21 protein-coding genes and 1 tRNA gene are annotated in these 21,372 nt (G+C 66.6%); 15 read left to right on the top strand and 7 right to left on the bottom strand.

The annotated features are described in order from the left end of the window. Nucleotides 1-163: 163 nt before the first annotated feature. Nucleotides 164-240, bottom strand: a tRNA-Met gene (locus tag Cte04_RS07625). Between the two features lie 194 nt (nt 241-434). On the opposite strand from Cte04_RS07625, the gene radA reads away from it, so the two are divergent. The 4 genes from radA to Cte04_RS07605 all read left to right on the top strand — a co-directional run bounded on the left by radA (nt 435) and on the right by Cte04_RS07605 (nt 3,844). Next, nucleotides 435-1,820, top strand: coding sequence for a DNA repair protein RadA (radA, locus tag Cte04_RS07620; protein ID WP_066474856.1), 1,386 nt, complete (start codon nt 435-437; stop codon nt 1,818-1,820). Between the two features lie 192 nt (nt 1,821-2,012). After that, entirely contained in the window at nt 2,013-2,465 is a 453-nt protein-coding gene (locus Cte04_RS07615; protein WP_066474853.1) for a glycerate kinase, read from the top strand. Between the two features lie 94 nt (nt 2,466-2,559). Next, a complete protein-coding gene (locus tag Cte04_RS07610; RefSeq protein ID WP_066474849.1) occupies nt 2,560-3,498 on the top strand; it encodes a branched-chain amino acid transaminase in 939 nt (312 codons plus the stop codon). Nucleotides 3,499-3,634: 136 nt separating this feature from the next. Further along, the gene (locus Cte04_RS07605) at nt 3,635-3,844 is read left to right on the top strand and encodes a zinc-finger domain-containing protein (RefSeq protein WP_066474847.1); all 210 of its coding nucleotides are present in this window, start codon (nt 3,635-3,637) and stop codon (nt 3,842-3,844) included. 56 nt (nt 3,845-3,900) lie between these two features. Here Cte04_RS07605 and Cte04_RS07600 read toward each other — a convergent pair whose 3' ends face one another. Beyond that, a complete protein-coding gene (locus Cte04_RS07600) occupies nt 3,901-4,836 on the bottom strand; it encodes a glycosyltransferase family 32 protein (protein WP_083526551.1) in 936 nt (311 codons plus the stop codon). Between the two features lie 122 nt (nt 4,837-4,958). Between Cte04_RS07600 and Cte04_RS07595 the strand changes: the two genes are divergently transcribed. Next, nucleotides 4,959-6,104 (top strand): glycosyltransferase, encoded by a 1,146-nt coding sequence (locus tag Cte04_RS07595; RefSeq protein ID WP_066474846.1) that lies wholly within the window; start codon nt 4,959-4,961, stop codon nt 6,102-6,104. Between the two features lie 15 nt (nt 6,105-6,119). On the opposite strand, the gene Cte04_RS07590 is transcribed toward Cte04_RS07595, so the two are convergent. Beyond that, on the bottom strand, nt 6,120-6,881 hold the full coding sequence (locus tag Cte04_RS07590; RefSeq protein ID WP_066474841.1) for a glycosyltransferase family 25 protein: 762 nt from the start codon (nt 6,879-6,881) through the stop codon (nt 6,120-6,122). Between the two features lie 37 nt (nt 6,882-6,918). Here Cte04_RS07590 and Cte04_RS07585 point away from each other — a divergent pair, with 37 nt between their 5' ends. Continuing rightward, nucleotides 6,919-8,184, top strand: coding sequence for an O-antigen ligase family protein (locus Cte04_RS07585; protein WP_066474839.1), 1,266 nt, complete (start codon nt 6,919-6,921; stop codon nt 8,182-8,184). A 6-nt stretch (nt 8,185-8,190) separates the two neighbouring features. Here the strand turns inward: Cte04_RS07585 and Cte04_RS07580 are convergent, their stop codons facing one another. The 3 genes from Cte04_RS07580 to Cte04_RS07570 form a co-directional block, all read right to left on the bottom strand. Beyond that, on the bottom strand, nt 8,191-9,414 hold the full coding sequence (locus Cte04_RS07580) for an ATP-binding protein (protein ID WP_066474829.1): 1,224 nt from the start codon (nt 9,412-9,414) through the stop codon (nt 8,191-8,193). Between the two features lie 94 nt (nt 9,415-9,508). Next, entirely contained in the window at nt 9,509-10,255 is a 747-nt protein-coding gene (locus Cte04_RS07575) for a response regulator (RefSeq protein WP_066474826.1), read from the bottom strand. A gap of 115 nt (nt 10,256-10,370) precedes the next feature. Continuing rightward, a complete protein-coding gene (locus Cte04_RS07570; protein ID WP_245633317.1) occupies nt 10,371-11,732 on the bottom strand; it encodes an AmpG family muropeptide MFS transporter in 1,362 nt (453 codons plus the stop codon). Nucleotides 11,733-11,792: 60 nt separating this feature from the next. Between Cte04_RS07570 and Cte04_RS07565 the strand changes: the two genes are divergently transcribed. From Cte04_RS07565 to Cte04_RS07545, 6 genes are all read left to right on the top strand, one after another. Then, nucleotides 11,793-12,506 carry a helix-turn-helix domain-containing protein gene (locus Cte04_RS07565; RefSeq protein WP_066474820.1) on the top strand — a complete coding sequence of 238 codons (714 nt, stop codon included), beginning with the start codon at nt 11,793-11,795 and terminating at the stop codon, nt 12,504-12,506. 91 nt (nt 12,507-12,597) lie between these two features. Then, the gene (locus Cte04_RS07560) at nt 12,598-13,551 is read left to right on the top strand and encodes a DMT family transporter (protein ID WP_083526550.1); all 954 of its coding nucleotides are present in this window, start codon (nt 12,598-12,600) and stop codon (nt 13,549-13,551) included. A 140-nt stretch (nt 13,552-13,691) separates the two neighbouring features. Further along, nucleotides 13,692-14,447: a M48 family metallopeptidase gene (locus Cte04_RS07555; RefSeq protein ID WP_083526549.1), complete on the top strand. Its 756-nt coding sequence runs from the start codon at nt 13,692-13,694 to the stop codon at nt 14,445-14,447. Nucleotides 14,448-14,632: 185 nt separating this feature from the next. Then, nucleotides 14,633-15,832, top strand: coding sequence for a threonine ammonia-lyase (locus Cte04_RS07550; protein ID WP_066474809.1), 1,200 nt, complete (start codon nt 14,633-14,635; stop codon nt 15,830-15,832). A gap of 136 nt (nt 15,833-15,968) precedes the next feature. Beyond that, entirely contained in the window at nt 15,969-16,094 is a 126-nt protein-coding gene (locus Cte04_RS22130) for a hypothetical protein (RefSeq protein WP_281178764.1), read from the top strand. Nucleotides 16,095-16,421: 327 nt separating this feature from the next. Next, complete coding sequence (locus Cte04_RS07545) at nt 16,422-18,287, top strand: phosphoenolpyruvate carboxykinase (GTP) (RefSeq protein ID WP_066474806.1); 1,866 nt, start codon at nt 16,422-16,424, stop codon at nt 18,285-18,287. A 175-nt stretch (nt 18,288-18,462) separates the two neighbouring features. On the opposite strand, the gene Cte04_RS07540 is transcribed toward Cte04_RS07545, so the two are convergent. Then, nucleotides 18,463-18,906, bottom strand: a complete 444-nt coding sequence (locus Cte04_RS07540; protein ID WP_066474803.1) for a hypothetical protein — start codon at nt 18,904-18,906, stop codon at nt 18,463-18,465. Nucleotides 18,907-19,038: 132 nt separating this feature from the next. Between Cte04_RS07540 and Cte04_RS07535 the strand changes: the two genes are divergently transcribed. The 3 genes from Cte04_RS07535 to Cte04_RS07525 are packed head-to-tail and all read left to right on the top strand — an operon-like array spanning nt 19,039 to nt 21,357. Continuing rightward, complete coding sequence (locus Cte04_RS07535) at nt 19,039-19,995, top strand: LysR family transcriptional regulator (RefSeq protein WP_066474793.1); 957 nt, start codon at nt 19,039-19,041, stop codon at nt 19,993-19,995. A gap of 31 nt (nt 19,996-20,026) precedes the next feature. Next, a complete protein-coding gene (locus Cte04_RS07530; protein ID WP_066474790.1) occupies nt 20,027-20,905 on the top strand; it encodes a metallophosphoesterase in 879 nt (292 codons plus the stop codon). 29 nt (nt 20,906-20,934) lie between these two features. Then, nucleotides 20,935-21,357, top strand: a complete 423-nt coding sequence (locus Cte04_RS07525; protein WP_066474786.1) for a universal stress protein — start codon at nt 20,935-20,937, stop codon at nt 21,355-21,357. Nucleotides 21,358-21,372: the final 15 nt, after the last annotated feature.

Here is a 21,372-nt window from a genome sequence, read left to right as displayed (position 1 = left end):
CCGGCGCTTTGCACCTTCCCTCTCTCTACGCGCTTCGCGCCAAGGGAGGGGGACGATGCCTTCGCCGCGAGGCGGCTCTTGCTCGGCATCTCTTTGTTGGGGTGTGCCTGTTTTAGCGCGAGCACAACGAAAAAAGCCTTCTGTTTCCAGAAGGCTTTTTTGTTGGTTGCGCGAGAAGGATTTGAACCTCCGACCTTTGGGTTATGAGCCCAACGAGCTACCAGACTGCTCCATCGCGCGGTAATTTCGGGACAGCAACTTGTCGTTGTGTCGATGGACGCAATTGTAGCTGAAATTCTGTTGTCATGCATGCAAGTTATATGAGCTCACTTTTTTCATGGCTATTGGCTCTGAAATTTGTCGTCCGGCCAAAGGCAGGCCAGTCATTCCCGGGCGCCGCAGCTGCCCGAGGCGGCTCTGTATAGTTGCCGCCCATGGCCAAAGACAAAACGACTTTCACCTGCAATGCCTGCGGCGGCACCAGCCCGCGCTGGCTGGGCAAATGCCCCAGCTGCGGCGCCTGGAACTCGCTGGTCGAGACGGTGGCCGACTCGGCCTCGGGCGGCAAGAACCGCCTGAGCCAGCCCCAGGGCTATGCGGGCCTTGCCAATGCCCAGCCCGTCACGCCGCTGTCGGCCATCGAGGCCCAGGACGTGGCGCGCACGCCCAGCGGCATCGAGGAGCTGGACCGGGTGCTGGGCGGCGGCGTGGTCGAGGGCGGCGTGGTGCTGATCGGCGGCGATCCCGGCATAGGCAAGTCCACACTTCTGCTGCAGGCCATGGATGCGCTGCATCGCCTGGGCCTGCCCACGCTGTACGTGACGGGCGAGGAGAGCGGTGCCCAGGTGGCGCTGCGCTCGCGCCGCCTGGGCCTGGAGGCCAGCCAGGTGAATGTGCTGGCCGAGATCCAGCTGGAGAAGATCCTGGCCACCATGGAGGCCACCCAGCCCGCCGTGGTGGTCATCGACTCGATTCAGACGGTGTATTCGGACCAGCTGTCCTCGGCGCCCGGCTCGGTGGCCCAGGTGCGCGAGTGCGCGGCCCACCTGACGCGCGCGGCCAAGACCACGGGCATCACCGTGATCCTGGTCGGCCATGTGACCAAGGAAGGCGCGCTGGCCGGCCCGCGCGTGCTGGAGCACATGGTGGACACGGTGCTTTACTTCGAGGGCGACACGCACAGCAATTTCCGCCTGGTACGCGCCATCAAGAACCGCTTCGGCGCGGTCAACGAGATCGGCGTGTTCGCGATGACGGAAAAAGGCCTCAAGGGCGTGACCAACCCCAGCGCCATCTTCCTGTCCCAGCACAGCGAGCCCGTGCCCGGTTCCTGCGTGCTGGTCACGCTGGAGGGCACGCGCCCCATGCTGGTGGAAATCCAGGCGCTGGTGGACCAGGGCGGCCCGGCCGCGCGCCGCCTGTCCGTGGGCCTGGACCGCGACCGCCTGGCCATGCTGCTGGCCGTGCTCAACCGCCATGCGGGCGTGGCCTGCGCCGACCAGGACGTGTTCGTCAATGCCGTGGGCGGCGTGCGCATCAACGAGCCGGCGGCCGACCTGGCCGTGATGTTGGCAATCACTTCCAGCCTGCGCGGCAAGGCGCTGCCCAAGGGCTTCATCGCCTTTGGCGAGGTGGGGCTGGCCGGCGAGGTGCGTCCCGCGCCGCGCGGCCAGGAGCGCCTGAAGGAGGCCGCCAAGCTGGGCTTCACCATGGCCGTGGTGCCCAAGGCCAATGCGCCCAAGAAGGCCATTCCCGGCCTGACCATCCACGCCGTGGAGCGCGTGGACGAGGCCATGAACATTGTGCGCGGCATGGGGTAAGCGCTTGCTCGCTTTTATAATGGAAGCATGTTGCGCCTGGAATACATGGTTATCAAAGGCAAAAGCCTCTGAAACCCTGCCAAGACAGGTACAAGCAGCTCCTGTTTTTGAAAGCCTCTGTGTTTTGACGCTTGCATGGGCATACGCACTGCCCACAGCCGGCTCCCCCGCCCTCCGTAAGACAATAAGCCCATGAATTTGCGCAATATTCTGGTTCCCCTGGGTCTGATCGTGCTGGTGTTCGCAGCCTTCCGCTCGGCGGGCTGGCCCGGCGTCGCGGCCGTGGCGGGCGGCATTCTGATGTGGGTTCTGCTGCATTTCACGCGCCTGATGAGCGTGATGAAAAAAGCGGCGGACCGTCCCATGGGCTATGTGGGCAGCGCGGTGATGCTCAATGCCAAGCTCAAGCCCAAGGTGCCGCTGGTGCATGTGGTGGCCATGACGCGCTCGCTGGGCGAGCGCCTGTCCGAGGAAGGCCGGGACCCCGAGATCTACCGCTGGACCGACGGCACCCGCTCACATGTCACCTGCGAATTCGTGGGTGGCCGGCTGATGAAGTGGACACTGCAGCGCCCCGTGCAGGACGAGGAGGCCGCCGCCGCACCGGAAACAACAGAGACGACGGACACGCCGCCGAAGGCCTGAGCGCCCTAAAATGGCGCTCTCTGGAGACAGCCGACCGGGCAGGCCCTGGCACCCGGTGTCTGCCCAATGAACACAACCCCAAGAGGATGGTTTTATGAGTCCTGTTGTTCCCTCGATGTCCGACCGCGACGGCAAAATCTGGATGGACGGACAGATGGTGGATTGGCGCGACGCCAAGATCCACGTGCTGACCCATACGCTGCATTACGGCTGCGGAGCCTTCGAAGGCGTTCGCGCCTACGAGACCGAGCAGGGCACGGCCATCTTCCGCCTGCAGGACCATACCAGGCGCCTGTTCAACAGCGCCAAGATCCTGCGCATGCAGATCCCGTTCACCCAGGACCAGGCCAACCAGGCCCAGATCGACGTGGTCAAGGCCAACGGCCTCAAGTCCTGCTATCTGCGCCCGCTGACCTGGATCGGCGACCGCAAGCTCGGCGTCTCGCCCAAGGGCAACACCATCCACCTGATGGTCGCGGCCTGGGCATGGGGCGCCTACCTGGGCGAGGAAGGCATGGAGCGCGGCATCCGCACCAGGATTTCCAGCTACACCCGCCATCATGTGAACATCACCATGACCCAGGCCAAGACGGTGAGCAACTACACCAACTCCATCCTGGCCAACAGCGAGGCGCTGGACGACGGCTACGACGAGGCCATTTTGCTGGACGCCTCGGGCTTCGTCTCCGAAGGCTCGGGCGAGAATATCTTCGTGGTCAAGGACGGCGTGGTCTACACACCCGATCTGTCGGCCGGCGCCTTGAACGGCATCACGCGCAACACCGTGCTGCACATCTGCCAGGACCTGGGCCTGGAAGTCGTGCAAAAGCGCATCACGCGCGACGAGCTGTACATCTCGGACGAGCTGTTCTTCTCGGGCACCGCCGCGGAAGTCACGCCCATTCGCGAAGTGGACCGCATCCAGATCGGCGAAGGCCGCCGCGGCCCCATCACCGAGAAGATCCAGAAGGCCTTCTTCGACATCGTCGGCGGACGCAATCCCAAATACGCGCACTGGCTGACCCCGGTGTAAGAATCCCCCTGAGCGGCTGCGCCGCTTCCCCCCCTCTCTCTCCGGGAGGGGCGGCCCTTGCTCGGCGCCCCTGGCTTGGGCTGCGCCGGTTCCGCGGGCCGCGCATCATTGAAAATCACGAGAAAGATACGAAAACATGAGCACGAACGCCGTTGTCGAACTGGCCGCCAAGGATCTGAACCACCAGGGCGGCGTGTTTTGCCCCAGCCCCAAGGCAGACATGAAGCTGTGGAACAGCCATCCCAAGGTCTACCTGGATGTGGCCAAGACCGGCGAAGCCCGCTGCCCCTACTGCGGCACCACCTACCGCCTCAAGGCCGGCGAGGTGTTTGAGGGCGGCCACTGAAGATGTGGCTCTGGGCCCCGGGGCTTTTCATACCTGCAGGGCCAGCAGCAGCCCGTTCAAGGCCGCTGGAAAGCGCGGTGCCAGATGCTGCCGGGCACCGCGCCGCCATGCAGGCCGAACATTTCCGTGAAGTGCCTGCGCTCTCCTCCGCGCAGCTTCACGATGGGCGCTGAAACCTTCGGTGCCCTCACCAGACACAGCTGCGGGTACAGCAGATACCACTTCCAGCGCAGCGACCGGTGATAGTAGTAGGCCGTATCCTCGGCCTTGTACAGCGCCATTCGGGTGAACGCTTGGCTGCGCAGCACCTTCTGGGCCGTGATGTGGATCAGTAGATAGTGCGGGTCCTCGATGCCCTGCTGCAGGGCCGGCAGATCCTGCTGGCGCTTCAGATACTCCTGCGTCCCCTCCACGACCAGCGCCTGGTGGAATTCCCGCTGCCATGCCGTGATGAAGGCCGAGCCCGGCCGTGCGCCGAACGCCCAGCTCTCGATGACGGGAAGGCGCACCTCGCGCGTGAACTTCTCGAGATAGAAGCCGACGAACTCCACGGCCGCGTCGGGCGGCGCTTGCATCCAGTCCAGCGATGCAGTCAGCAGCGTGCTGGCATCCAGCCAGAAGCCGCCATGGTGCGCCACGAGATACAGGCGCAGCCAGTCCGACTGCTTGGTGGGATGCAGCTGTGCAAACTGTGCCGGCAGATCGCCGGCGGCCACATAGGCTTGCAGATTGCCCGGGTGGACCAAACGCACTTCATAATCCGGGCATTGCAGGCGCCAGCTGTCGATGCACTCGCGCACGAAGGCATCAGGCTGGATCTGGTTCCAGTAGGTCCACAGAATCCTGGGAATGCCCTGGAACTCTTCCAGGACGTGCTCCTTGCCGGCGAGCATGACGGGTGCCGGTGTCGCATAGCCGGCAGAGCCTTTGAGGTTGGAGGGCTGTACAAGCTGCAGAACGCCCTTGAAAAGGCTGGCTGGAATCCGCGTCATGGTGACTGTTTGAGCAGGGTTGGAACGTGTTGACGATCTCCTCGCACCGCGTAGAGATCTTCAACACGCTCTGAAGGTTGAATACACAAATTTCGTCGCAGGCGGATTGTCCGTCAGAACCCATGGAAAACAATTTGGCGGCATCGCACCAGCCTTGCACACAGCGCCCGACCCGGATTCTGCATTTCGTGACCGGCGGCTTTTCGGGTGCGACCCAGGTCGCCATCGATCTGTGCTTTGCTGCCCGGAAAAGCCCGGACATGGACGTCATGCTGGTGCTGCGCCGCAAGCGCAGCACGTCCGATGCCAAGGTCCAGGCGCTGCGCGAGCAGGGGCTGCAGGTCCATGTCGTTTCCAACTGGCTGCATGCCATGACCGTGTGGGAGTTGCGCAAGATCCTGCGCGCCTGGAAGCCCGACGTGGTTTTTGCCCACGGCTTCAGCGACCACATCTGGGGCCGCCGCGCTGCGGTCGCCGAAGGCGTGCCGCGCATCTTCCATGTGGAACACAACTCGCGGGAGCGCTACACGCCGCGCCGCCTGAGGCAGGCTCTGGCCCTGGCCCCCTTCACCCAGGCCAGCATCGGCGTATCGGAGGGAGTGCGCACCAGCCTGGTCCAGCGCGGCTTTCCCGCGGACCGCTGCGTAGCGATCTGCAACGGCATCGACCTGGCGCGCTTTCCGCAAGAGATGCTTCCGGCACGCTGGGAGGATCGCGAAGCCGCCATTCTCATGGCCTCGCGCTTTGCGCGGCAAAAAGACCAGGCCACGCTGATCAAGGCGCTGGGACTGCTGCGCGCGCAAGGCTTGGCGCCGCAGCTGTATCTGGCCGGAGCCGGCCGCAAGCTGCAGCGCACGCAGGCCGAGCGGCTGGTGCAGCAGCTCGGCCTGCAGGAGCAGGTTCATTTCCTGGGCAATGTCTCCGACTTGCCCCAGCGCCTGGCCCGCACGCGGATCTTCGTGCTGTCCACCCACTGGGAAGGCATGCCCCTGGCCCTGGTGGAGGGCATGGCCGCCGGCTGCGCCTGCGTAGGCTCGGATGTGCTGGGGGTGCGCGAAGTCATTGATCATGAAGGCAGCGGGCTGCTGGTGCCGGAGTCCGACGCGCAGGCCATGGCTGCCGCGCTCAAGCGCCTGCTGCAGGAGCCCCTGCTTGCGCAGCGGCTGGGGCAGGCGGCCCGGCAAAAGGCCTTGAGCGCCTATGGCCGGGAGCACATGTGGGAGCACTATCGCGCACTGCTGGCCCAGCCGGTCCGGGACGGTGCCTGAAACCAGGCCGCCGGATCACAGAGTCTCGGACACATGGGGAGCACTGGCTCTATGTCTGGCATTGCCCCAGGTCAGCTGCAGCTTCATCCTGAACTTGCGCAGCCGCTGCATCAGGGATGCCGGTGGCTCCTTCACCTGCCAGATGCTGCTGACCTCGCTGGTGTCGTCCAGGGCGATGACCGAGGGATGGACGCCAAAAACGCGCATGCCGTTCTCGAACCAGAAGCGCATGTCCACATCCACGGGCCGGCCGAAGGGCTGGCGGCTTGCCAGCATCTTGCGCGCGCCGCTGCGGCTGACCACATAGCCGGTCGCAAAACTGGGCACGCGGCGGTAGGTGATCAGTTCGAGCGAGGGCTCCGCCAGGGGGCGCCGGCTGGCGACCTTTTCTTGCGCGCGCCCGAACAGCTTGACCATGTCCCAGCTGCCGGCCGGCAGTGCGGCCACCGCCTGCAGCGCCTGAGGCAGGGCCGGCAGCAGCCGCACGTCGTCTTCAAACACGGCCATGGCGGCCGCATTGCCGTCCAGCAACTGGCGCCAGGCCGTCATATGGCTGCAATAGCAGCCCTTTTCGCCATTGCCCATGGGCTTGAAGTATTGATGGGAATTGAGCGCCGGGTTGAAATGGCGCGCCTGGACTTCATCCGGAAGATCGCTCCACCACACGGCGGGAAGACGGGTAGCCTCCAATCCCAGCCGGGAGAACTGCGCCTGCATGCGCTGATGTCGCTCGGTGTCCTTGGCAAGGTTGATATAAACAATGGGAATGTTGGACATTCGGAAAATCCGACGACTGTTTGGATAGGAAACTTGAGTGAACTCGTATAAGAACTTCTTGGCCGGGGGATTGAATCTCTCGGCATTTTTGTTTTTCGCCCTGTGCCTGGCCGTACCGTCTGGCTACTCCTATGGCTCGGCCATGCTCGCGCTGCTGGCGATTGCGGGGTGCTGGCAAAAAGCTCCACGCGAGGTGCTCTCCCGGGAAACAAAAATCTTACTCGCAAGTCTGTTTCTGACCGGCCTGCTGTGGACGGCGGCATTGGACCGTGCATGGTCGGGCGCGGGCATGGCCTATGGCGCCAAATATGCGCTGGCGGCGCTCAGCCTCTGGGTGCTGAGCCAAAGAGGGCTGGCCGCCGGTGCGGTGATCTGGGGCGTGGCCGCCGGCGCCGTCGGTGCGCTGGCGGTGGCAGCCTACCAGTATCTGGTGCTGCACTGGAACAAGGCCCAGGGCTTCACCAATGCCATCCAGTATGGCGGCATCGCCATGTACCTGGGCATCGCCGCCTGGGCCATGGCGCTGCTGGGACGCTGGCGCTGGCCGCAGCGCGTGGCGCTGGGCCTGTGCGGCGCGTGCGGCGTGCTGGCCGCACTGCTGTCGGAGTCGCGCGGCTCCTGGGTGACCATGCCCCTGCTGCTGGCAGCGCTCTGGCTCATGGCCTGGCGCAATGGCTACAGGCGCATCGCTTCCGTCGCCATCCTGGCCATGCTAGTCGGCGGTGCGGCACTGGTGCTGCCCGCTTACAAGAAGTTCGAACAGCGCGCGGATACCGCTGTCCAGGAAGCCCGGAACTATCTGGCCGAGCCCCAGAAATACGCAGAGACCTCCATCGGCCAGCGGCTGGAGCAATGGCGGCTGGCCATCCACCTGATCGAGGAGCGTCCCGTGACGGGCTGGGGCCTGGAAGGCTATGTCCGTGCCAAGCAGACCATGGTGGACAAGGGCGCTGCACATCCCTCAGTCATGGATTACGGCCATGCGCACAACGAGATCCTGGACATGTGGGTCAAGCGCGGCATGGCCGGGCTGGCGATCCTGCTGTTTTTCTATGCGGCGCCGCTGTATGCGTTCTGGCCCACCCCTTCGCGGCTGGCACGGGCCGATGCCGCGCAGCAGCCGCGGCTGCTGGCGCTCAGGGCTGCGGCCTCGCTGCTGCCGCTGGCCTATTTCGGCTTTGGCTGGACCCAGGTCTTCTTTGCCCACAACAGCGGCCAGATGTTCTACATCTTCTCGCTGGCGGCCTTCTGGGGGGCCATCTGCGCGCTGGACAGAACCGGCGCCCGCACATCCGGCCGCTGAACGGGCTCAGGCCAGGGGCAGGCTCAGCACGAAGCTGGCTCCGCCCTGGCCGTCCAGGCGGCCTTCGCAGCGCGCGCTGCCGCCGTGGCGTTCGGCAATCGAGCGCACCAGCGACAGGCCCAGTCCCACGCCGCCCGAACGTTCGCTGGCGCCGGGCAGGCGGTAGAACTTCTCGAAGATGCGCTCCCGCTGCGCCGCGGGCACGCCGGGCCCGTGGTCTTCCACGCGGATCACGGCCTGCGCATGCTGCCGGGACAGGATGAGCGTGATATCGCCCCGGCTGTAGCGGCGCGCGTTTTCCAGCAGATTGCGCATCGCGCGGCGCAGCAGCTTGGCAATGCCCTGCACCTCCAGCGCGCCGCCGGCCTGCACCTCGAGCTCGGCGCCGATGCGCGCGCACTCCTCGGCGGCCAGTCCGATCAGATCGACGGACTCCACCGTGCCCACATCGACCTCGCGGGTGTCGAGGCGGCTGGCCAGCAGGATCTCGTCGACCAGCTGGTCCAGCTCGTTGATGTTGCGCTGGATCTCGGACTTGGCGCGCGCGCTGACAGGATCTTCGCCCATGAACTCCAGCCCCATGCGGATGCGGGTCAGCGGCGAACGCAGCTCGTGCGATGCGTTCGCCAGCAGCGACTTGTGCGAGGTCACCAGGGCCTCGATGCGCGCAGCGGCCGCGTTGAACTGGTGGGCCAGATCGGCCACCTCGTCATGCCCGTGCTCGGGCACGCGCACCGACAGATCGCCCTCGCCAAAGCGCTTGACGCCGCGCTGCAGGTTTTCCAATCGCTTGAGCAGGCGCCGGATGATGGGAAAGACACCGATCGCCACCGCCACGCCCACCAGGCCCAGCATCCACAGAAAGCCGAACGGCGGCCGCAGCCAGAAGGCCACGGCGCCGTCGCGCGAGGAAGGCCCGCCCCCCTCGCGGCGCTCGCGCGGCGCCATGCGCAGCTCGTAGGTCTGGCCGTCGGAGCCCGCGATCTCGAAACGCAGGCCCTCGCCGGGTGGCCCTGGAATGCGCGAGGCCCGGCCTTCGGTGACCACCTCGCCGAGCGCGTTGCGCAGCACGATCTCGCGCGCCGGCGGCGCGGCATTGTTCTGCACGCGCTGCTCGTCGGCGATCTTCCAGGCCCAGGCCACGGTCAGCGTCAGCACGGCCACGCCGCCCACCACGGCCAGCCAGATGCGCAGATACAGGCGCTGGGAAAAAACATGCAGCAGCTTCATTCACTCAACTCCATCGCTGTCCCGGGGCACGGCTTGGAACCGCCTGCACCAGGCACGGGCTGCCAGCAAGTCCCGCGCAGCGGCCCAGCGGGCGCTAATCCTGCTGCTTTGCAAAAACATAGCCCACGCCGCGCACGGTGAGGATGCGCTTGGGGTTCTTGGGATCGGCCTCTATGGCGGCGCGGATGCGGCCCATGTGCACGTCGATGGAGCGGTCGAACGCCTCCAGCTCGCGGCCGCGCACGGCCTCCATGATCTGGTCGCGCGTGAGCACGCGGCCCGCGCGTTCGGCCAGCGCCACCAGCAGGTCGAACTGGTAGGAGGTCAGGTCGCAGCTCTGGCCGGCCACGGTCACGGTGCGCGCGTCCCGGTCGATCTCCAGGCTGCCGAAGCGCATGGCCGCCGATGCGGGCGCCGGTCCGTCGCTGCCCTTGCGGCGCAGGATGGCGCGGATGCGCGCCAGCAGTTCGCGCGGCTCGAAGGGCTTGGGCAGATAGTCGTCGGCGCCGATCTCCAGGCCGATGATGCGGTCCATGGGATCGCCCTTGGCCGTCAGCATCAGCACCGGCACCTGGGCCGCGGCACCGGACATGGCACGGATGCGGCGGCAGACTTCCAGGCCGTCCATGTCGGGCAGCATCAGGTCCAGGATCACCAGGTCGGGCAGCTGCGCCGAGCCCCCATCGGCGGGCTGCAGGCGCTCCAGCCCGCTTTTGCCGTCGGCCATGTGGGCGACTTCCAGCCCGTTGTTGCCCAGGTAATCACCCACCATTTGCGCCAGGCGGGTGTCGTCTTCAATCATCAGCAGTTGATGCGTGCTCATAGGGGGCAGTGTAGTCATGCTCGCGCCTCGGTTGGGACTCCTCCCTTCCATGCTCCCACGGCTGCGTCAGCCCCGCTTGTCGCCCAGGTAAAGTTCGGTAAACCTCAAAACGATAGCTGGATACGCAGGCCCATCAATCGCTTTCGGCCGTTTTGACTCTGGAAGCCAGATAGATGAGAAGCAGCACGGGAATGCCCATGGCCGCCGTGGCATGGAAGAAGGCCTCATAGCCGTAGGCATCGACGAACGTGCCCGAAAACCCCGCCAGCCATTTGGGCGCCAGCAGCATCATGGAACTGAACAGCGCGTACTGAGTGGCCGAGTACTGCACATTGGTCAGCCCCGAAAGATAGGCGATGAAGGCCGCCGAAGCGATGCCGCCGGCCAGGTTGTCGGCGCTGACCACCCAGACCAGCGCCGTCAGGTCGTGGCCGCGCGTGGCCAGCCAGGCGAACAGCATGTTCGTGGCGGCCGACAGGATGGCGCCCAGCATGAGCACGCGCATCACGCCCCAGCGCACGGCCATGGAGCCGCCGACAAAGCCGCCCAGCAGCGTCATCACCACGCCGAACACCTTGGTGACGGCGGCCACCTCTTCCTTCTTGTAGCCCATGTCCACATAGAAGGGATTGGCCATGATGCCCATGACCACGTCGCTGACCCGGTACAGGCCGATCAGCGCCAGCAGCAGCAGCGCCTGCCAACGGTAGCGGCTGACGAAGTCGGCAAACGGCGCAACCAGCGCGCCCTGCAGCCACTCGCGCAGATTGCGCGCTGCCGGCAACGGCCGGGGGCGGGGTTCGGGCGACAGCAGCACCGTGAGCGCGCCCACCAGCATGCTGGCGGCCATGGCCATATAGGCCACGCTCCAGGCGCCCACCACATAGCCCTTGGCATCGCCCTGCACCTGGGCCGCCACCCACAGCACGCCGGCGCCGGCCCAGATCATGGCCAGGCGGTAGCCGGTCTGGTAGGTGGCCGCCAGCGCGGCCTGGTCCTCCACCGTGGCCGACTCGATGCGGTAGGCATCAAGGGCGATGTCCTGCGTGGCCGAGCCGAAAGCCACGGCCAGCGCGCACCAGACCAGCGGATGCAGCGCGGCGCGGGGATCGTTGAAGGCCATGCCCAGCAGGCCGGCCATGATCAGCCCCTGGGCCAGCAGCAGCCAGCTGCGCCGCCGCCCCAGCAGACGCGTGAGCAGCGGAATCGGCAGCCGGTCCACCAGCGGCGACCACACCCACTTGAAGCCGTAGGCCAGGCCCACCCAGCTCAGATAGCCGATGGTGCTGCGCTCGATGCCGGCCTCGCGCAGCCAGAAGCCCAGCGTGCCCAGCACCAGGAGCGGCGGCAGGCCCGCCGAAAAGCCCAGCGCCAGCATGCGCAGGCTGGTGGGCTCGGCATAGATCTTCAGGGCCTGCGCCCAGCTGCGCCGGTTGCCGCGGTCTTGCGTTTCGGAGGATGCGGAGGAGGAAGATGGGGAAGACGGCTCGGTCATGGTCGTGAAGCTTGCGGCAGCGGCCATTATCGGTTGCCGCTACCATGGCACACGCCGCCCATGACATCCGACCGCTCCGACTCCGCACCCTCCCGCCCCGCGCTGCGCGAGGCCCAGGTCTCCGTGCGCCGGTACAGCGGCGAGCACGAGGCCCATGCCCACGACCACGCGCAGATCCTGTTCGCGCTGCAAGGGCGCATGGAGCTGGAAATCGACGGCCGCCCCGGCTTTGTCGATGCAGCCTGCGGCATGGTGATTCCCGCCGGCACCGGCCACGGCTATCTGGCGGCGCCCCAGACCCGGGTCTTCGTGATCGACGCCCCCGAAGCCGCGGGGCTGGACCGGCTGCGCCGCTTCGCCGTGCCGCCGCCGCTGCGCTTTCCCGTCTCCCACCTGTCGGCCGCCGCGCAGATGGCCCTGGTGCTGCAGGCGCCTTCGCTGCTGGCGCGCCGCGGCATCGACCTGCAGCAGCTGCAGCAGCAGGTGCAGATGGCGCTGCACGAAAGCTGGCCCACGGCCCGGCTGGCGCAATGCGCGCACCTGAGCGTGGCACAGTTCCACGCCCGCTTCGTGGAGCTGGCCGGCCAGACTCCGCAGGCCTGGGTGCGCACGCTGCGCCTGGATGCGGCCAGCCGCCAGCTCGCCCGCGGCGCGGCACTGGAAGCCACGGCCCTGCGCTGCGGCTATGCCTCGGCCAGCGCACTGGCCTATGCGCTGCGGCGCGAGCGCGGCATGACCTCACGCCAGCTGCGCGAGGCAGCGCGCGGCGCATGATCGCGAAGCTGGAAAAAGCCCGCGCCACAGCGCGCAGTTCCAGAGTCTCTCGACATTTGCCCGCGACGCGTGGCCGCAACATCGGGGCACCATGTCCACCCGCACCTCTACGCATCCTGCACCGTCCGCTACCTCCCTTGCCACCGGCCTGGGGCCGGTAGGCCTGGTGCTGCTGGCCGCCATGCTCTGGGGCACCACAGGCACGGCCCAGCACTTTGCGCCAGGCGACCTGTCCGCCTACTGGGTGGGCAGCCTGCGCATGCTGATGGCCGCACTGTTCTTCGGGGTACTGGCGCTTTGCGCACGGCCGCAGGCCGGCATAGCGCAGCCGCGGCAGCCCACCTCGCGGATGGGACCCCGCATCCTTTTTTGCGGCCTGTGCATGGCCGTCTACAACCTGAGCTTCTTTGCCGGCGTGCGCGCCTGCGGCGTGGCGCTGGGCACGGCCCTGGCCATAGGCAGCGGCCCCATCTGGGCCGGCTTCATGCAGGCGGCCGTGCAAAAGCGCTGGCCCGCAGCCCTGTGGTGGCTGGGCACCTGCATAGGGGTGAGCGGTGGCATCGTCATGGCCCTGGCATCGACCGGCGCGGCAGGCGGGCTGCCCTGGCACGGCATGGCCCTGTGCCTGCTGGCCGGCATGTCTTATGCGGCCTATGCGCTGGCCAACCAGGCCCTGGTGCGCGCAGGCCCGGTGGCGCGCGCCAATGCCCGGGTGTTCGGCTGCGCCGCCCTGCTGTCGCTGCCGTGTGCGGCGCTGCTGGGCGGCCCCCTGCACACCACGCCCGAAGGCTGGGCCGTGGTGGCCTATCTGGGCGTGGTGGCCACGGGCTGTGCCTATCTGCTGTTTTCCATGGGCCTGCGCGGCATGTCCGTGGCCACGGGCGTGGCCCTGAGCAAGGCCGAGCCGATCACGGCCTTTGCGCTGTCGCTGGCCGTGGTGGGCGAGCGCCCGGCCTGGTGGGCCGTGCTGGGCCTGGCTGCCGTCATCTGCGGGCTGTGGCTGGTGGTGCGCGCGGAAATGCGCGAAGCTGGCGCTCCGGATTGAGACCTACGCTTGGGCATGGGCGCACGCCCTAAACTGCGCCCATGCCCAAGCACCCCACCGCATCCCATCCCGCCGGCTGCACCTGCCGGCAACGCCGCCAGTTGCTGACGGGTCTGCTCGCCGGTACCGCCCTGGCAACTATGGCAGCGCCGGCCCTGGCCCAGGTCGATGTGGGGCGCGCCTCCTTGCTGCGCAACCTGGTGCCCGCGCAAGCGCTGGAGACCGCCGCCACCGAGCAATACCAGGAGCTTCTGGCCAAGGCGCGCTCCCAGGGCGCGCTGGCCAGCGGCGACGATGCCCAGTTGCGGCGCCTGCGCGCCATTGCCCAGCGGCTGATTCCCTACGCAGGGCAGTGGAACGAGCGCGCGCGCCAGTGGCGCTGGGAAGTCAACCTGATCCGCAGCAGGCAGATCAATGCCTTTTGCATGCCCGGCGGCAAGATCGCCTTCTTCACCGGCATCCTCGACCAGCTGCGACTCAGCGACGACGAAGCCGCCATGGTCATGGGCCACGAAATGGCGCATGCGCTGCGCGAGCATTCGCGCGAACAGCTGGCCAAGAGCCAGGCCACGGGCATGGGCCTGTCCCTGGGCGCGCAGCTGCTGGGCCTGGGCGACCTGGGCAATGCCGCGGCGCGCCTGGGCACGCAGCTGCTGACGCTCAAGTTCAGCCGCAACGACGAGAGCGAGGCCGACCTCGTGGGCCTGGAACTGGCCGCGCGCGCCGGCTACAACCCGCAGGCGGCCGTTTCGCTGTGGCGCAAGATGGGCGAGGCCACGGGCAGCGGCGGCACCGGCTTCCTGTCCACCCACCCCACGGGGCCGGACCGCATACGCCAGCTCGAGGGCAATGTGCCGCGCGTCATGCCGCTGTACGAGCAATCGCGCCGGCGCTAGCAGGTGGCAATTCCTCTTTCGATAGCATTTTTCGCTCCATATCCATTAGTTTCATATGCAAAGAGATCTGAAACCTTTCAAAATCAAGCGCTGGCAGCTCCTGATTTCAAAGCAGCTCTCCACAACCGTGCCAGGCCCGACAATCTATTCCTTCCATACCGTCCAGGCCTGATCCTTCAAGCACCATGCTGACCCACGCCGACATCCAAGCCGCCGCCCGGCGCCTTCAAGGCGCCGTGCTCCAGACTCCCTGCGTCGAATCGCGCACGCTCTCGCAGATCACGGGCGCCCAGGTCTATCTCAAGTTCGAGAACCTGCAGTTCACCGCCTCCTTCAAGGAGCGCGGTGCGCTCAACAAGCTGTTGCTGCTGTCCGACGCCGAGCGCGCGCGCGGCGTGATCGCCATGAGCGCGGGCAACCATGCCCAGGGCGTGGCCTACCATGCGCAGCGCCTGGGCCTGCGCGCCGTCATCGTCATGCCGCGCTTCACGCCCGGCGTGAAGGTGGAGCGCACGCGCGGCTTCGGTGCCGAGGTCGTGCTGCACGGCGACTCGCTGGCCGAGGCCCGCGCCCATGCCTACCAGCTCGCGCAGGAGCAGCAACTGACCTTTGTCCACCCCTATGACGACGAAGCCATTGCGGCCGGCCAGGGCACCCTGGCCCTGGAAATGCTGGAGGCACAGCCCGACCTGGACATGCTGGTCGTGGCCATCGGCGGCGGCGGCCTGATCGCCGGCGTGGCCACGGCGGCCAAGGCCGTCCGCCCCGGCATCGAGGTCGTCGGCGTGCAGACCCAGCGCTTTCCGTCCATGTTCAATGCCCTGCGCCAGGCCGAGCTGCCCATGGGCACATCCACCATCGCCGAAGGCATTGCCGTGACCCAACCCGGCACGGTGACCCAGGCCATCGTGCAGCGCTGCGTGGACGACCTGCTGCTGGTCGACGAAGGCGATATCGAGCAGGCCGTGCTCATGCTGCTCGAGATCGAAAAAACCCTGGTCGAAGGTGCAGGCGCCGTGGGCCTGGCCGCGCTGCTGCGCCATCCCGAGCGTTTCAGGGACAAGAAGGTCGGCCTCATCCTCTCGGGCGGCAATATCGATCCCATGCTGCTGGCCGCCATCATCGAGCGCGGCATGGTGCGCTCGGGACGGCTGGCGCGCATCCGCGTCAGCGCGCGCGACGTGCCCGGCGTGCTGGCCCGGATCACCGCCACCGTGGCCGGCGCCGGCGCCAACATCGAGGAAGTGCACCACCAGCGCGCCTTCACCATGCTGGCCGCGCAGAACGTGGAAATCGACTTCGTGCTGCAGACCCGCAACAAGGCGCACATCGACGAGGTGATCGCGGCGCTGCAGGCCACGGGCATGCAGGTCAGCGCGGCCTGAGCCCCGCGCGGCGATACCGCCCGTCATGGCTTTCCCCTAGCGGCCGGGGGCAGGCCATGCCTAGAATGACCGCAATCCACCCCGCCATCCCCTACCTGCCGTCAGGAGCATTGCACGCATGTCACATGAGCCCGCCATGAACCACGATCCGGAACACCAGGATGCCGTCGATGCCGTGGTGCCCATCATTCCCGTGGTCATTCCCGCCGTCGGGGCGGCCATGATGTTCCTGCTGGCCTTCATCGCCGTGCATATGGCCTGAGACCTCCAGGCCCCTGCACAAACCCGCCGCCGGCGGGTTTTTTCATGCCCGCACACAAAGCGCCCCATACTCTTCAATGCATACTTTGATGCAAAAAATGCATTGTTTATCGTGGCTTTTGCGCTGGTCCTGAAATTTCCCACTCCCTAGAATGGTCGGACCATCGCTGTTGAATGCATGGCTGCTTTGCGCTTTTGAGGGCTAGTGAAGACCCGATTTCAGGCTACGCGGACATGGGTTCGCGGCGGTCTTCAAGCCATTTTCCAAAGGCGCAGCGCGGACGCTGCTTCTTTGAAAACTGGTTTTTCAATTGAAGAAAGCTCCGCGATGAATGCAACCGCAACCCAAGTCCTGGATATCCAGGCGCCTGCCTACGTCAGGAATCCCCAGCTGGTCGCCTGGGTGGCCGAAATGGCCGCGCTGTGCAAGCCCGCCAGGATCCACTGGTGCGACGGCAGCCAGCAGGAATATGACGCGCTGTGCCAGCAGCTCGTCGATGCCGGCACCTTCAAGAAGCTCAATCCCGCCAAGCGTCCCGGCAGCTACCTGGCCTGGACCGATCCCTCGGACGTGGCCCGCGTCGAGGACCGCACCTACATCTGCTCCGAGAAGAAGGAAGACGCCGGCCCGACCAACAACTGGATGGCCCCTGCCGAGATGCGCGCCACGCTGCAGCCGCTGTTCGACGGCTGCATGGCCGGACGCACCATGTACGTGGTTCCGTTCTCCATGGGCCCGCTGGGCAGCCCGATCGCCCATGTGGGCGTGGAGCTGTCCGACAGCGCCTATGTGGCCGTCAACATGAAGCTCATGACGCGCATGGGCCGCGCCGTCTACGACGTGATCGGCGAAGACGGCGAGTTCGTGCCCTGCGTGCATACCATCGGCGCGCCGCTGGCCGCCGGCGAGAAGGACACGACGACCTGGCCCTGCAACAAGACCAAGTACATCGTCCACTACCCCGAAACGCGCGAGATCTGGAGCTACGGCTCGGGCTACGGCGGCAATGCGCTGCTGGGCAAGAAATGCTTTGCGCTGCGCATTGCCTCCACCATGGGCCGCGACCAGGGCTGGCTGGCCGAGCACATGCTGATCCTGGGCGTGACCAAGCCCGACGGCAAGAAGTACCACGTGGCTGCGGCCTTCCCCAGCGCCTGCGGCAAGACCAATTTCTCCATGCTGGTGCCGCCCAAGGGCTTCGAAGGCTGGAAGGTCACGACCATCGGCGACGACATCGCCTGGATCAAGCCCCAGGCCGACGGCAGCCTGCGCGCGATCAACCCCGAGGCCGGCTATTTCGGCGTGGCGCCCGGCACCAACTACCACACCAATCCCAACTGCATGGCCAGCCTCGACAGCAACGTGATCTTCACGAACGTCGCGCTGACCGACGACGGCGACGTGTGGTGGGAAGGCATGGAAGCCGATACCGGCAAGCTGCCCGAGCACCTGATCGACTGGCAGGGCAAGGACTGGACGCCGCAGATCGCCAGGGAAACCGGCGCCAAGGCTGCCCATCCCAATGCCCGCTTCACCGTGGCCGCCACCAACAACCCGGCCCTGGACGAGGCCTGGGACGATCCCAAGGGCGTGAAGATCGACGCCATGATCTTCGGCGGCCGCCGCTCCACCACCGTGCCGCTGGTGACCGAGGCGCGCGACTGGGTGGAAGGCGTGTACATGGCCGCCACCATGGGCTCCGAGACCACGGCCGCCGCGTTCGGCGCCCAGGGCGTGGTGCGCCGCGATCCCTTCGCGATGCTGCCGTTTGCCGGCTACAACATGAGCGACTATTTCCAGCACTGGCTGAACCTGGGCGCCAAGATCGCCGGCCAGGGTGCCACGCTGCCGCGCATCTTCACGACCAACTGGTTCCGCAAGAACGAGCAGGGCAAGTTCGTCTGGCCCGGCTATGGCGAGAACATGCGCGTGCTCAAGTGGATGATCGACCGCATCGAAGGCCAGGCCGCCGGCCAGGAAACCGCTTTCGGCATCGCGCCGCAGTATGCGGAGATCAACTGGACGGGCCTGGAGTTCTCGCCCGCCCAGTTCGCCACCGTGACCAGCATCGATCCGGCGGCCTGGGCCGAGGAGATGAAGCTGCACGGCGAGCATTTCGACAAGCTGGCCTACAACCTGCCCAAGGCCCTGCTCGATACCAAGGCCAAGCTGCAAGAGCGCCTGGCGGCCTGATCCCCGGCGCGGCCGTTCCCGGCCGGGAGCGGCCCTTCGCGGAAACGGGAACACAAAAAAGCCCTGTGTGCATTGCGCCACAGGGCCTTTTTCGTTGCAGCCGGCAAACCGTGCCGGCATGAAAAAGCCGCGGCCTGGTGGGCAGCGGCTTTTTCCGAGACGGGCAGCGCGGTGCTTAGCGGCGCTGGCGGTCCATGGCGCGGGCCAAGTCGGCCATCAGGCGGGCGTCCTGCAGCGCGGCGTTCCAGATGCGCTCGTCGGCGGCAGCTTGCTGGCGGCTCTGCACCCAGGCACGATAGCCGTTGCCCAGCAGCTTGAAGGTGCGGCGCAGCGGGCCGGACAGCAGTGCCACGCCGGCGAAGGCGATGGCCCACAGCACCATCCAGGCGCTCAGCAGGAAGCCGTTGCCCCAGGATTCGGCGGATTCGAACAGGGCAGCAAAGACCACCACCAGCACGGCGGCGCCGGCGATCAGGTAGGTCAGCAGCGGCTGGGGCGCGGGCTCGTAGCGGTGGCGGCGAGGCGCCTGCTGCGCGGCCAGACGCTGCTCGTCGGTGGGATAGAAACGCACCACACCGGGGTGCTCGACACTGTAGGAGTTGTAAATAAAGTTGCTCATGGCAGATAACCCTGTGGTCCAACGCTTATGGCGGAATGCCGCGGGAATGACGTAACTATAGGGTTTACCCCATATCCATTCAAATTTATATTTTGAATCTGTAGCATTCACATCAGTGATGTATCAATCGCCATGCCGCCACCCATCAACTTCCGCTCGCTGGACCTGAACCTGCTGCGCGTCTTCGACGAGGTCATGTCCGAACGCAGCCTCACGCGAGCCGCGCACAAGCTGTCGATCACCCAGCCGGCGGTGAGCAATGCCATGCGCCGGCTGCGCGAAGTGCTGGGCGACGAGCTGCTGGTGCGCCAGGGCCAGGGCGTGGAGCCCACGCCACGCGCGCAGGCGCTGTGGCCCGTGGTGCGCGAAGCCATGCAGCAGCTCGAAGGCGTGCTGGTGCCCGACGACTTCGACCCTGCCACGGCCGACACCACCTTTGTGATCGCCATGGCCGATGCCACGGCCGCCACGCTGATCCCGCCGCTGTACCGGATCCTCGAGAAGGAGGCGCCGGGCATCAGCGTGCGCGTGCTGCCGCTGACCACGCGCGATCCGCGCCCGCTGCTCGACGACGGCGAGGCCGACATGGCCGTGGGCTACTTTCCCGCCGTGCTGGCCGACCTCACGGCCCGCGCCCAGACCGGCGCGCTGGTGGCCTTCGACAGCCGGCGCCTGTATGAAGGCGAATACCTGTGCGTGATGCGCAAGGGCCATCCGCTCGAGCAGGTACAGCTCACGCTGGACAACTACTGCGCGGCCCACCACATGCTGGTGAGCTTTTCGGGCCGCTCCTTCGGCTTCATCGACGAGGCCCTGGCCTCGCTGGGCCGCTCGCGCAAGGTGGTGCTGACGGTCAACCAGTTCTTCACCGCGGCCCGCGTGGTCATCGACTCGGACCTGCTGACCATTCTGCCGCGCCACTTCGTGCCGGTGACCGGCATGCAGGAGCAGCTGGTGCTGCGCGACCTGCCCTTCGACGTGACACCCGTGCATGTGGATGCGCTGTGGCGCCGCCGCGGCCCGCACCCGCAGGCCTATGACTGGCTGCTCAGAACGCTGACGCGCGCCGCCGCAGTCCACGCACCCTGAGCGGCCGGCCAAGGCCCTAAACTCCTTTTCCATGAAGATCCAGCTGCTGTCCGACCTGCACCTCGAAGTCCATCCCCGGTTCGTGGCCGAACCCGCTCCGGGCGCCGATGTGCTGGTGCTGGCCGGCGATATCGGCGCCTACCAGAGCGGCTGCCAGGTGGAGGGCGAGAACTTCGGGCTGGAGCGCTTTTCGCCGCTGCCCCAGTACGCAGGCTGGCCCGCGCCCGTGCTCTTCGTGCCGGGCAACCACGAGTACGACATGCAGGACTTCGATGCGGCACGCGAGCGCCTGCAGCGCATCTGCGAGCGCCTGGGCCTGATCTGGCTGGACCGCGAAACCGCGGTGCTGGACGGCGTGCGCTTCGTGGGCACCACGCTGTGGAGCGACTTCGACGCCATGGCCATGCACGAAGGCGTGAGCGACCCCACCCGCCTGCACAGGCTGCGGGAGAAGGCCTTTCGCGCGGCCAACTTCTATCTGTCCAAGACCGGGGGCACGCGCCATGGCGAACCTTTCCTGGCCGAGCCCATGCGCGAGGAATGCCTGCTCTGCCAGGACTGGCTGCGCGCGGCGCTGGCCCGCCCCTTCGACGGCCCCACGGTGGCCGTCACGCATTTCGCGCCCAGCCTGCGCAGCGCCGATCCGCGCTACGGCCTGGTGCCGGGCACGGCGGGCTTTTGCAATGTGATGGACGACTATCTGCCCTATGCCGACCTGTGGCTGCACGGCCACCTGCACTGCCCCAGCGACTATCTGGCCCAGGGCCTGCGGCCCGACGGCTCGGCCTGGCAGTGCCGCGTGGTGGCCAATCCGCTGGGCTATGCGCGCAAGGGCGAGCAGCAGGGATTCCGGCCCGCATCCACAATTGACTTGAGGCAAGACAAAGACTCTGTGCAGCGAAGCTCGTAGACTGGTTCCATCAACCTGGAGGACTTGGCATGAAGATTCTGCTTTCCGTCGACGGCAGCCCCTACACCCAGAAGATGCTGGCCTATCTGACTTCGCACCAGGAACTGCTGGGCACCCACCACGAGTACACGGCCATCACCGTGCAGCCGCTGCTGCCGGCCCGCGCCCGCGCGGCCGTGGGCAAGGAAGTGGTGGAGCAGTACTACGACGAGGAGATCGCCAAGATCCTGGATCCGGTGCGCGACTTCCTCACGGCGCGCGGCGTGCAGGTGCAGTGCGTGAGCAAGGTGGGGCCGATTGCGGATTCCATCATCCAGGAGGCGCAGAACGGCAAGTTCGACCTCATCATGATGGGCACGCACGGCCACGGCGCCCTGGGCCGCCTGGTCATGGGCTCGGTGAGCTCGCAGGTGCTGGCCGGCTGCACCATCCCCGTGCTGCTGGTGCGCTGAACGCTGCGCTATTTT

The sequence above is a fragment of the Comamonas terrae genome (assembly GCF_001544075.1).
In the GTDB taxonomy this organism is placed as follows: Bacteria; Pseudomonadota; Gammaproteobacteria; order Burkholderiales; family Burkholderiaceae_C; genus Comamonas; species Comamonas terrae.
The sequence above is the reverse complement of the archived record's forward strand: the minus strand, read 5'-3'. Positions and strand labels throughout refer to the sequence as shown.

Bases quoted from the DNA above. Each gene is read 5' to 3' on its own strand.
- Cte04_RS07575 (WP_066474826.1), bottom strand. From the start codon at position 10,255: ATGACTACACTGCCCCCTATGAGCACGCATCAACTGCTGATGATTGAA.
- Cte04_RS07555 (WP_083526549.1), top strand. From the start codon at position 13,692: ATGGCAGCGCCGGCCCTGGCCCAGGTCGATGTGGGGCGCGCCTCCTTG.
- Cte04_RS07540 (WP_066474803.1), bottom strand. From the start codon at position 18,906: ATGAGCAACTTTATTTACAACTCCTACAGTGTCGAGCACCCCGGTGTG.
- Cte04_RS07560 (WP_083526550.1), top strand. From the start codon at position 12,598: ATGTCCACCCGCACCTCTACGCATCCTGCACCGTCCGCTACCTCCCTT.
- Cte04_RS07595 (WP_066474846.1), top strand. From the start codon at position 4,959: ATGGAAAACAATTTGGCGGCATCGCACCAGCCTTGCACACAGCGCCCG.
- Cte04_RS07610 (WP_066474849.1), top strand. From the start codon at position 2,560: ATGAGTCCTGTTGTTCCCTCGATGTCCGACCGCGACGGCAAAATCTGG.
- Cte04_RS07535 (WP_066474793.1), top strand. From the start codon at position 19,039: ATGCCGCCACCCATCAACTTCCGCTCGCTGGACCTGAACCTGCTGCGC.
- Cte04_RS07600 (WP_083526551.1), bottom strand. From the start codon at position 4,836: ATGACGCGGATTCCAGCCAGCCTTTTCAAGGGCGTTCTGCAGCTTGTA.
- Cte04_RS07590 (WP_066474841.1), bottom strand. From the start codon at position 6,881: ATGTCCAACATTCCCATTGTTTATATCAACCTTGCCAAGGACACCGAG.
- Cte04_RS07550 (WP_066474809.1), top strand. From the start codon at position 14,633: ATGCTGACCCACGCCGACATCCAAGCCGCCGCCCGGCGCCTTCAAGGC.
- Cte04_RS07545 (WP_066474806.1), top strand. From the start codon at position 16,422: ATGAATGCAACCGCAACCCAAGTCCTGGATATCCAGGCGCCTGCCTAC.
- Cte04_RS22130 (WP_281178764.1), top strand. From the start codon at position 15,969: ATGAACCACGATCCGGAACACCAGGATGCCGTCGATGCCGTGGTGCCC.
- radA (WP_066474856.1), top strand. From the start codon at position 435: ATGGCCAAAGACAAAACGACTTTCACCTGCAATGCCTGCGGCGGCACC.
- Cte04_RS07530 (WP_066474790.1), top strand. From the start codon at position 20,027: ATGAAGATCCAGCTGCTGTCCGACCTGCACCTCGAAGTCCATCCCCGG.
- Cte04_RS07565 (WP_066474820.1), top strand. From the start codon at position 11,793: ATGACATCCGACCGCTCCGACTCCGCACCCTCCCGCCCCGCGCTGCGC.
- Cte04_RS07615 (WP_066474853.1), top strand. From the start codon at position 2,013: ATGAATTTGCGCAATATTCTGGTTCCCCTGGGTCTGATCGTGCTGGTG.
- Cte04_RS07605 (WP_066474847.1), top strand. From the start codon at position 3,635: ATGAGCACGAACGCCGTTGTCGAACTGGCCGCCAAGGATCTGAACCAC.
- Cte04_RS07580 (WP_066474829.1), bottom strand. From the start codon at position 9,414: ATGAAGCTGCTGCATGTTTTTTCCCAGCGCCTGTATCTGCGCATCTGG.
- Cte04_RS07525 (WP_066474786.1), top strand. From the start codon at position 20,935: ATGAAGATTCTGCTTTCCGTCGACGGCAGCCCCTACACCCAGAAGATG.
- Cte04_RS07570 (WP_245633317.1), bottom strand. From the start codon at position 11,732: ATGACCGAGCCGTCTTCCCCATCTTCCTCCTCCGCATCCTCCGAAACG.